The sequence below is a fragment of the Halomonas sp. genome, from assembly GCF_031581305.1.
Classification (GTDB): domain Bacteria; phylum Pseudomonadota; class Gammaproteobacteria; order Pseudomonadales; family Halomonadaceae; genus Halomonas.
In genome coordinates, this window is record NZ_JAVLBC010000125.1 from 1 (window position 1) to 9,577 (window position 9,577).

Annotated in this window: 8 protein-coding genes and 1 pseudogene; 6 read left to right on the forward strand and 3 right to left on the reverse strand. The window is 66.7% G+C overall.

Annotated features, from left to right (window positions below):
• The 6 genes from lhgO to RI841_RS11150 all read left to right on the forward strand — a co-directional run.
• On the forward strand, nucleotides 1-1,020 hold a 1,020-nt coding region (lhgO, locus tag RI841_RS11125; protein ID WP_310705669.1), incomplete at its 5' end, for an L-2-hydroxyglutarate oxidase.
• 164 nt (nucleotides 1,021-1,184) lie between these two features.
• A complete protein-coding gene (locus RI841_RS11130) occupies nucleotides 1,185-2,144 on the forward strand; it encodes a TAXI family TRAP transporter solute-binding subunit (protein ID WP_310705670.1) in 960 nt (319 codons plus the stop codon).
• A 6-nt stretch (nucleotides 2,145-2,150) separates the two neighbouring features.
• Nucleotides 2,151-2,651, forward strand: coding sequence for a DUF1850 domain-containing protein (locus tag RI841_RS11135; protein WP_310705671.1), 501 nt, complete (start codon nucleotides 2,151-2,153; stop codon nucleotides 2,649-2,651).
• Between the two features lie 22 nt (nucleotides 2,652-2,673).
• A complete protein-coding gene (locus tag RI841_RS11140) occupies nucleotides 2,674-4,689 on the forward strand; it encodes a TRAP transporter fused permease subunit (protein ID WP_310705672.1) in 2,016 nt (671 codons plus the stop codon).
• A 71-nt stretch (nucleotides 4,690-4,760) separates the two neighbouring features.
• Nucleotides 4,761-5,273: a 5-(carboxyamino)imidazole ribonucleotide mutase gene (gene purE / locus RI841_RS11145; protein WP_310705673.1), complete on the forward strand. Its 513-nt coding sequence runs from the start codon at nucleotides 4,761-4,763 to the stop codon at nucleotides 5,271-5,273.
• A 22-nt stretch (nucleotides 5,274-5,295) separates the two neighbouring features.
• Nucleotides 5,296-6,408: a 5-(carboxyamino)imidazole ribonucleotide synthase gene (locus RI841_RS11150; protein WP_405000939.1), complete on the forward strand. Its 1,113-nt coding sequence runs from the start codon at nucleotides 5,296-5,298 to the stop codon at nucleotides 6,406-6,408.
• 79 nt (nucleotides 6,409-6,487) lie between these two features.
• Here RI841_RS11150 and RI841_RS11155 read toward each other — a convergent pair whose 3' ends face one another.
• The 3 genes and pseudogenes from RI841_RS11155 to RI841_RS16520 form a co-directional block, all read right to left on the reverse strand.
• Nucleotides 6,488-7,039, reverse strand: coding sequence for a hypothetical protein (locus RI841_RS11155; protein WP_310705675.1), 552 nt, complete (start codon nucleotides 7,037-7,039; stop codon nucleotides 6,488-6,490).
• On the reverse strand, nucleotides 7,036-8,436 hold the full coding sequence (locus RI841_RS11160) for an ethylbenzene dehydrogenase-related protein (protein ID WP_310705676.1): 1,401 nt from the start codon (nucleotides 8,434-8,436) through the stop codon (nucleotides 7,036-7,038). The genes RI841_RS11155 and RI841_RS11160 overlap by 4 nt, the downstream gene beginning before the upstream one ends.
• A gap of 1,048 nt (nucleotides 8,437-9,484) precedes the next feature.
• Nucleotides 9,485-9,556: pseudogene (locus RI841_RS16520) on the reverse strand (hypothetical protein); the annotation flags it as partial.
• Nucleotides 9,557-9,577 lie beyond the last annotated feature (21 nt).

Consider the following 9,577-nt stretch of genomic DNA (forward strand, 5'->3'; position numbering starts at 1 on the left):
AGCCTCAAGGCGCGCTTCTGCCTGGAGGGCAACCGGGCCACCAAGGCCTTCTGCAAGGCCCACGACATCCCCTACGACAACTGCGGCAAGCTGCTGGTCGCCACCAATGACCTGGAGATGCAGCGCATGAAGGCGCTCTGGGAGCGCACCGAGGCCAACGGCCTGGAGCGCGAGTGGCTGGGCCCCGAGGCGCTCGCCGAGCGTGAACCCAACATCACCGGGGTCGGCGGCATCTTTGTGCCTTCCAGCGGCATTGTCGACTATGCGGCAGTGACCCGGGCGATGGCCGCCGAGTTCGAGCGGAGGGGCGGAGAGATTCGCTACGATGCCGAGGTCACCGGCCTGGAGGAGCGTCGCCAGGAAGTGGTGGTGACCACCAGTGCCGGCGAATTCACGGGGCACTACCTCGTTACCTGCTCGGGCCTGATGGCCGACCGGGTGGTGCGCATGCTGGGTCAGGACCCCGGCTTCACCATCTGCCCCTTCCGCGGCGAGTACTATCGGCTGCCGGAGAAGCACAACGACATCGTCAACCACCTGATCTACCCGATTCCCGATCCCTCCATGCCTTTCCTGGGGGTGCACCTGACCCGCATGATCGACGGCTCGGTCACCGTGGGGCCCAACGCGGTGCTGGCCTTCAAGCGCGAGGGCTATCGCCGGCGCGATGTCTCGCCGCGGGACCTGGCGCAGATGCTCACCAATCCCGGCATTCTCAAGGTGCTGGGCCGCAACCTGCGCCCGGGCCTTGTGGAGATGAAGAATTCGCTGCACAAGCGGGGCTATCTCGCGCTGGTGCGCAAGTACTGCCCGAGCCTGGACCTGGAGGACCTGGGCCCCTATCCGGCCGGCGTGCGAGCCCAGGCGGTGTCCCGCGACGGCAAGCTGGTGGATGACTTCCTGTTCGTCAACACGCCGCGTACCGTCAACGTGGGCAATGCCCCGTCGCCGGCCGCCACCTCGGCGATCCCTATCGGCGCGCATATCGTCGACAAGGTGAAGGCGTTGGTCGAGCAATGAGGCCAGGATTCGACCTTGGGTGAATTGCCGAAAATTCCGGAGAACGTAGAAATAGTAACATTGGGTTCTCACGCAGCGGCCGTGCTAGCGTGAGGTGAGGCGCCATGAGATGGTGGCGCCGAGATAATTCACAACAAACCTGGTTCCAGGACCGGAGGATTGACATGCGATTCCTGAAGTACGCCGCTGCTGCCACGCTGATGGCCACGGCCCCCCTGGCTGCCGCGCAGCAGCTCTCCGTCGCCACCGGCGGTACCGGCGGCACCTACTATCCCTATGGGGGTGGCCTGGCCGAGATGATCGGCAAGCACATCGAGGGCTACGACGCCGTGGCCGAGGTGACCGGCGCCTCGGTGGAGAACATGGGGCTGGTGTGGCGGGGGGATTCCGACCTCGCCCTGGCACTGGCCGACACCGTCTATCAGGCCTACAACGGCACCGGCGACTTCGAGGGACGCCAGTTGGAGAGCATCCGTGCGCTGGCCTCCATCTACCCCAACGCCGTGCAGATCGTCACCCTGGCCGATTCCGGCATCGAGTCGCTTTCCGACCTCGAGGGCAAGACAGTCTCCGTGGGCGCCCCGGGCAGCGGTACCGAGGTCAACGCCCAGGCCCTTCTCGAGGCCAACGGCATCTCCTATGACGACTTCGACCCGCGGCGCCTGAACTTCAACGAGACCGCCGATGCCATCCGCGATGGCGACATCGATGCCGGCTTCTGGAGCGTGGGCCCGCCCACCAGCTCGATCATGAACCTGGCGACCACCCGTGACATCCGCGTGATCGGCCTGACCGAGGAGGAGATCGCCAAGGCGAAGGAGGCCGAGCCCGTATTCGCCGCCTACACGCTGAAGGCAGGCCTGTACGAGGGCATGGACGAGGCGGTGCAGAGTATTGGCATCCCCAACGTACTCGCCGTGAGCAGCGAGATGGACGAGGAGCTGGCCTATCAGATCACCCAGGTGCTCTTCGAGTACACCGACGAACTGATCGCCATCCACCCGGCGGCCAATGACACCACCGTGGAGTTCAGCGTGGAGTCGACCCCGATCCCCTTCCATCCGGGCGCGCTGCGCTATTACGAGGAAGTGGGTGCCGAGGTTGCCGATCATCAGCGTCCCTGACGCGCCATGCGCACATCACGCCTGATCGCGGGGCGGGCCTGGCTGCCCGCCCTGCTGCTTTGTGCGGGCCTTGCGGCCGGCAACCCGGCGGTCGCGGCCGACCAGGCCCGGCTGGAGGTGCTGGACGCCGGCGGCGAACGTCTGGTGAGCCTGTCGATGCCCGAGGGGGAGGGCTGGTGCCTGGAGTGGAACCACTCGGTCGAGGGGTTCCCGGTGCTGGACTGCTATCGCCACCGGCAGGGTCGCATGGTCCTGGAGCGCAGCCACCTGCCTGACTTCGCGGCGGGGCTGGACCATATCCCTGGCCGCGGCCGCCAGGTCTCCGACGGCGAGGGCGGCTACTGGATCGAGGCGATCGACGAGGCGGTGCCGGGCAATGCCTACCGATTACGAGTAGGCGCCATGCGCGTGAATCACCGCCTGGTAGTGGACGGCGAGCGCATCAGCCTGAGTCGCCTGGCCGAGAACCAGCCGGTGACCGTCCGCCTCACAACCCCCCCTGAATGAACCACGACCCTGGGATAATCACATGAGCGATTCGGGCACCTCTCCCATCATTCCCGGCAGCCAGGCGAACCATTCCCGCCCGGTGCTGTGGCTGATCACCCTGGTGGCGGTGGGCCTGTCACTGTTCCAGCTCTACTCCGCCGGCATCCAGCCGCTGGGCCTCTTCTACCAGCGCAGCATCCACCTGATGCTGATCATGATGCTGGCCTTCCTGATGTTCCCCTTGCCGGGGCCGAAGCATGATCGCGGGCCCATCAGCGGACTGGTCGACGCGGTCTTCCTCTGCGGGGCCCTGGTCACTGGCGGCTACCTGGTGCTCTTCCTCGACGAGATCATCAACCGTGCCGGCTTCTGGAGCCAGGCCGACATCGTGATCGGCTGCATCGCCACCGTTACCGTGCTCGAGGCGGCGCGCCGGGCGGTGGGCCTGGGCATGACCATCATCGGGATGGTTGCCATCCTCTACGCCTTCGCCGGCCCGCGCGGCGAGCTGCCGTGGCTCGGCCAGTTCCTGCCCGGCATCCTCGAGCATCGGGGCTACAACCTGGACCGCCTGGTGGGTCAGCTCTACCTGGGCCAGGAGGGCATCTTCGGCCTGCCCATGGGCGTGGCGGCCACCTACATCTTCATCTTCGTGCTGTTCGGGGCTTTCCTGGAGATCACCGGCGCCGGCAAGTTCTTCATCGACCTGGCCTATGCCGCCACCGGCCGCCAGCGCGGCGGGCCGGCCAAGGCGGCGGTCATCGCCTCGGCGGGCATGGGCTCGATCTCCGGCAGTGCCATCGCCAATGTGGTGACCACCGGGGCCTTCACCATCCCGCTGATGAAGCGCCTGGGCTACAAGCCCCACCAGGCCGGCGGCATCGAGGCGGCGGCTTCCACCGGCGGGCAGATCATGCCGCCGCTGATGGGGGCCGGGGCCTTCCTGATCGCCGAGTACACACGGATGCCTTATCTCGACGTGGTCAAGGTGAGCATCCTGCCGGCCATCATGTACTTCGCCACCGTCTACCTCTTCGTGCACATCATCGCTCTCAAGCAGGGCATGCAGGGTCTGGCGAAAAGCGAGCTGCCCCAGATGCGCGACGTGATGGGGGCTGGCTGGCACTTCCTGCTGCCGCTGCTGGTGCTGGTGTGGCTGCTGGCGATGAACATGTCGCCGATGCGGGTGGGCTATTACGCCATCCTCACCATGCTGGCCGTGGCGGTGCTGCGCTTCGCGGTATGGTTCCTGTTCATCGCGCCGCGCGAGGGCCAGAGGGTGACCGCGGAGACCCTGGGCGAGGCGCTGAAGGCCGGGCTGATCAAGCTGGTCGGCGGCCTGGAGCTGGGTGCGCGCAATGCCGTGGCCGTCTCCATGGCCTGTGCCGTGGCGGGCATCATTGTTGGCGTGGTGGGCCTGACCGGACTGGGGCTGAAGTTCTCCTCCATGATGATGGCCTTTTCCGGTGGCAACCTGCTGCTGGCGCTGGTGATGGTGCTGCTGGCCAGCCTGGTGCTGGGCATGGGCCTGCCGGTGACCGCCAGCTACATCGTGCTGATCGTGCTGGTGGGCCCGGCACTGACGGCCGAGTTCGGGGTGCCGCTGCTGATCGCCCACCTGGTGGTGTTCTGGTACTCCCAGGACTCCAACGTCACGCCACCCATCGCGCTGGCTGGTTTCGCCGGTGCGGCGATTGCCGGCAGCAAGCCCATGGATACCGGCTTCCAGGCCTGGAAGTTCGCCAAGGGGCTCTACCTGATCCCGCTGTTCATGGTCTACAACCCGGAGATCATCATGGGCGGGCCGCTGCCGGTGCTGGTGTGGACCGCGTTCATCGGCTTCCTGGCCCTGGGCGCCTTCGCTGCGGCCCTGGAAGGGTATCTGTTCACCTGGATGTCCTGGCCGCTGCGCTTGGTGCTGCTGCCGGCGATCGCCGCGGCCTTCTATCCCGACCTGATGGTGGAAGTCGCCGGAGTGGCGGTGATGGCGCTGGCGCTGGCCGGTAACTGGCTGGCCAGCCGCCGGGAGGCGGGGCTGTCCGGGCGGACAGGATGACGTGACCGGCGGGTGCCGCTAGAATGTGCGGTTTTCCTTTCCGCAGGTAGGCAGTTGCCGAGGAGCAGGTCATGCAGTCCGATACACAGGCGCCGAAGGTGGGCGTGATCATGGGGTCGACGTCCGACTGGCCGGTCATGGAGCACGCCGTGGCGATGCTGGAGCGGCTGGGCGTGCCCTGCGAGACCCGTGTGGTCTCCGCCCACCGCACCCCCGACCTGCTCTTCGACTACGCCAAGGGCGCGGCCGGTCGGGGCCTGTCGGTCATCATCGCCGGTGCCGGCGGGGCGGCCCACCTGCCGGGCATGGTGGCCTCCCAGACGGCGCTGCCGGTGCTCGGCGTGCCGGTGGAGTCCAAGGCGCTCAAGGGCCTGGACTCGCTGCTCTCCATCGTGCAGATGCCCGGCGGCATCGCCGTGGGAACGCTCGCCATCGGCAAGGCCGGCGCCACCAATGCGGGGCTGATGGCCGCGCAGATCGTCGGCCTGCAGGACGCTACGGTGCAGGTCGCCGTGGAGGCGTTCCGCGCCGAGCAGACCCGTACCGTGCTCGACCATCCTGACCCCCGGTCCGACAGCGAGTGAGGAAAAGGTTATGGAAAAAGGCATGAACATCGGCGTCCTCGGCGCCGGTCAGCTCGGCCGCATGCTGGCCCTCGCCGGCTATCCGCTGGCCAACCGCTTCACCTTCCTCGACACCACCGGGCACCCCAGCGCCGGTATCGGGGACGTGATGATCGACACCGACCGCAAGCACCTCGAGGCCTTCCTGGAGAAGGTCGACCTGGTGACCTACGAGTTCGAGCACCTGCCGGTCTCGCTGGTCCAGGCCATCGAGGAGGTCAGGCCGGTCCATCCCTCCAGCGAGGCGATCCGTGTCTGCCAGAACCGCGCCGAGGAGAAGGCGCTGTTCGACCGCCTGGGCATTCCCACCCCGGCCTACCGCCTGGTGGAGCACGCCGACGAGCTCGAGGCTGCGGCCCGCGAGCTGGGCTGCCCGGTGGTGGCCAAGTCGGTCACCGAGGGCTACGACGGCAAGGGCCAGGTGGTGCTCAAGGACCCCGGCGAGGCCCATGACGCCTGGCGCGCGATCAACCATCCGTGGCTGGTCGTGGAGGCCTTCGTCGACTTCGTGCGCGAGGTGTCGATTATCGCCGTGCGCGGTCGTGACGGCGAGGTGGCCTTCTACCCCATGGCCGAGAACCAGCACGTGGATGGCATCCTGCGTTACTCCATTGCGCCCCTGCCGGACCTGGACGAGGGGGTCGAGCAGATCGCCGACGGCTACATCCGTGCCCTGCTCGACGAGCTCGACTACGTGGGCGTTCTGACCCTGGAGCTCTTCCAGTGCGCCGATGGCAGCCTGCTGGCCAACGAGATGGCCCCCCGGGTGCACAACTCCGGCCACTGGTCGATCGACGGCGCGGTGACCAGCCAGTTCGAGAACCACCTGCGTGCCATTCAGGGGCTGCCCCTGGGCGACACCTCGGCGCGCATGCCGACCTGCATGGTCAACGTGATCGGCCGCGAGGGCGACCCGGCCGAGATCCTGGCCCTGCCGGACGCCCATCTGCACCGCTACGACAAGAGCGAACGCCCCGGCCGCAAGCTGGCCCACATCAACCTGCTGGCGCCCACCCACGAGGCGCTGCTGGAACGGGTGCGCGCCTGTGCGGCCCTGCTGCCGGATGCCCCGGCGCCGCGTTTCAGCTTCGAGTAGACCGTGTTCGAGCGCCGCTCATGAAGAAGGCCCCGCCGATGCGGGGCCTTCTTCATGGGGGGCAGGGCAGGGAAGCGGATCAGGTGGCCGCGCGGCGCCCCTTGAGCCCTGCAACGGCACAGGCGATCCCGATGAGCACCATCACGGCGATCACCCAGGTCGGGACGAAGAAGGTGTGGTAGACGTCCCAGCCGAACACCTTCAGCAGTTCGGAGAACTGGGTCGTTGCCCCCACCAGGTGGCCGCCGATGGTACCTGTCGTGGCAAAGATGGAAATGCCGATCAGTGCCAGCAGGAGCAGTACCCAGCGCCGTGCGCCATCGAAGGCCGAGCTGCCCGCCTGCCAGACGAGCACGGTCAGCATGGTGAAGACACCCAGCGACCAGAGCGCCGTGAGCATGTGATTGCGGGCCAGGGGGCTGGAGGTGCTGGCCTCGACCGGCCAGACGAGAAAGCCGCTGACGATGGCAGCCAGAGCGGCCAGCAGGCTGAGGATCAGCACCGGCAGCAGGGCGACGCGGTTGATTTCCGCCATGCGGCCGGGCAGCAGGGCGCCGACCAGGATCATCAGGGTGGCGAGTGCCCAGAAGCCCAGCGGGAAGTGGACGAGCATATGGTGAATGCCGCTCATGATGCTTCTCCCTTGCGGTCGGTGGAGGTGTTGCGGAAGACGGGAATCAGGGCGATCGTAACACCGAGCATGGCGATCAGGCCGGCAAGCAGGGTCAGGCCCCACTGGCGAATGATGGCGTCGTTGAACTCCATCTCCACGCCGTAGATCGCCAGCTGTCGCTCGCTGTGCCGGGCCTGCACCGGGGTGCCTTCGGCGATGTGCTCCGCGCCGGCATGGGCACGGCTGACCAGCAGCGGCCAGTTCACCTGCCCCGGGTAGAAGAGGGTGACTTCCTTCCAGTCATCCGACCAGTCCGGCGTCCTGCCCTGGAAGGGGGTGGCCGTGAGGTCGGCATCACGCCCCAGACCCAGCGAGACGGGAAGAGAAACGTTGTGCCAGCGTCCCCCGGTGGCATTGCGGTGTACCGAGAAAGCCGCCGCGTAGAGGCCCTGGTCGCGCAGGATCTTGTCGTCCAGCGGATTACCGGTATCCAGACGGCGGGAAAGGGTCACATCCCAGTAGCCATCGTTCCAGCGCCCTTCACCCTGGACGGTGATGTCGCCACGGGAGCCTTCGGTCTGGCGGAGGAACCGGCGTGGGATGACGTCGCCGTTCTGCCAGTCGTGGTCGGGATCAAAGTCGGTCGCGGTGGCCTCCGCCAGAAAGTAGGGGCTGTCGAAGTCCACCCGGCCGGCCTCGATGTCCTCCCAGCGCAGGGCAACCTGGCCCGTTTCTTCCGGGTCAAACATCCATTGCGGTTGGCCGGCGTCGCCATCCCAGTTGGTGGTGTAGGGGCTGCGACCGGCGTCGCCGGAGCGCTCCGCGCCGACCCATTGGTCATCGGAAAGGTTCAGCGGGTTGGAACGATGGCCTCGCCAGTGCCAGAGATCGAGGAAGTAGCCGGCCTCGCGCTGGGCCTCGAGGGTCTCCGGCGCCTGGCGGCTGGCCCAGTCAGCCAGGTCGATGCGAGTGCCGGGCATCGACTTGCTGACCTCTTCCGGGGCCTCGTCGGTGAGGCCAGCGGCCCCGGCTCCGATGGTCATGTAGCCACCGTAGCGGGCGAAGTTCGGTACGCTGCCGTCATCGAGCATCATCGCGACGCGATCCTCGTGGAGACCATCCGGGTTGGAGCCAGGCATCCCGCTGCCTTTCCTCACCCAGTCACCATCCTCGTAGACCAGCACGTCGTGAAGGATATGCGGGCGTTCGGCAGGCCAGCGGTAGCGGAAGAAGATGTGTGAATCACTGTAGGCGGCCTGGACCTGCAACGGCATGGTCAGCTCATCCGGGATCGCGATATTGCGCTCCGGATCGTCCTCGATCACCCCATTGCCCTGAGTAACCCAGGCGAGCCCCAGCGCGACGGGCAGCCCGAGGACCAGCCAGGGGGTGGCGCCCTTGTCTTGACGTGCCATATAAACTCCTGAATCAGAGAGTAAAATCATGTACTACACATTCAGTATGGACCCTAACCGACCCCATTGCATGACAGAGATCAAGTCGGCTGCGGCAAGGCGCCACAACTGTTGAGCAGGGCCCGATGAGCTCCCTCCCGGCGGGTCGATGCCCGGCATGGGGTCCTATGCTAGGCTGGAGGTTCGCTGCCGTGACCCCGACCGAGAAGGACGCGACTAGGTGATATTCTCCGACGCATTCTCCTGGTTGCCCATCGACCCGTCCTTTACCGCAGCTAGCCTGATACTGCTGGGGATGATCCTTTCCACGAGCATCCTGGCCGACGTGGTGGCCAGCCGAACCCGCCTGCCGCGTATCTCGCTGCTGGTGCTGGTGGGCGTCGGGGTGGCGGTGTTCCAGCAGGTTGTGCTGGGACAGGAGGGGGGGGCTCCGCTGGGCGGGCTCAGCGAGCCGCTGATCCAGGTGGCCCTGGTGATGGTGGCCTTCCTGCTCGGTGGCGAACTGACCCTGGATCGCCTGCGTAGCATCGGGCCCTTGATCCTGATCGTCTCGATTTCGGTGATCGGCGTGGGTGCATTGGCAGTGGGTGCCGGTCTGCTGGCATTGGGGTTCCCGGTAGTGGTGGCAGTCGCACTGGCAGCCATCTCCGTGGCCACCGACCCGGCGGCCGTTCAGGAGACGGTGCGTGCCAGTGGTGATACCCGATTGCGGGCTCGACTGCTGCTGGGGATCGTCGCCATCGATGACGGCTGGGGTATCGTGGTTTTCGGACTTGCCATGGCCATGCTGGGGTGGATGCTGTCCGGTGAGGGTGAGCTGGCGCTGATCGAGGCGGCCTGGGAACTGGGTGGTGCCCTGCTGCTGGGGGGCGGAATCGGGTTGCCCGCGGCCTGGTTGACGGGGCGCCTGGCGCCGGACCACAAGACCATCGCCGATTTCCGGAAGGACAACGGCCCGGCGATCCGCAAGGTCTGCGCACAGTTCGTGGAGCTGTGTCGCCAGGTCGGCCTTGCACAGGTGAGCCGCTCGGCAGGCGATCTCCGTCTCCTCGTCGCTCAGCCCCAGCATCTCGGCCACTTGACCGACCAGTTCTTCCAGCCGGTGAGCCTTATCCAGCATCGACCCCAGTTGTTCCTGGAA

Bases quoted from the DNA above. Each gene is read 5' to 3' on its own strand.
- RI841_RS11130 (WP_310705670.1), top strand. From the start codon at position 1,185: ATGCGATTCCTGAAGTACGCCGCTGCTGCCACGCTGATGGCCACGGCC.
- RI841_RS11135 (WP_310705671.1), top strand. From the start codon at position 2,151: ATGCGCACATCACGCCTGATCGCGGGGCGGGCCTGGCTGCCCGCCCTG.
- RI841_RS11140 (WP_310705672.1), top strand. From the start codon at position 2,674: ATGAGCGATTCGGGCACCTCTCCCATCATTCCCGGCAGCCAGGCGAAC.
- purE (WP_310705673.1), top strand. From the start codon at position 4,761: ATGCAGTCCGATACACAGGCGCCGAAGGTGGGCGTGATCATGGGGTCG.
- RI841_RS11150 (WP_405000939.1), top strand. From the start codon at position 5,296: ATGAACATCGGCGTCCTCGGCGCCGGTCAGCTCGGCCGCATGCTGGCC.
- RI841_RS11155 (WP_310705675.1), bottom strand. From the start codon at position 7,039: ATGAGCGGCATTCACCATATGCTCGTCCACTTCCCGCTGGGCTTCTGG.
- RI841_RS11160 (WP_310705676.1), bottom strand. From the start codon at position 8,436: ATGGCACGTCAAGACAAGGGCGCCACCCCCTGGCTGGTCCTCGGGCTG.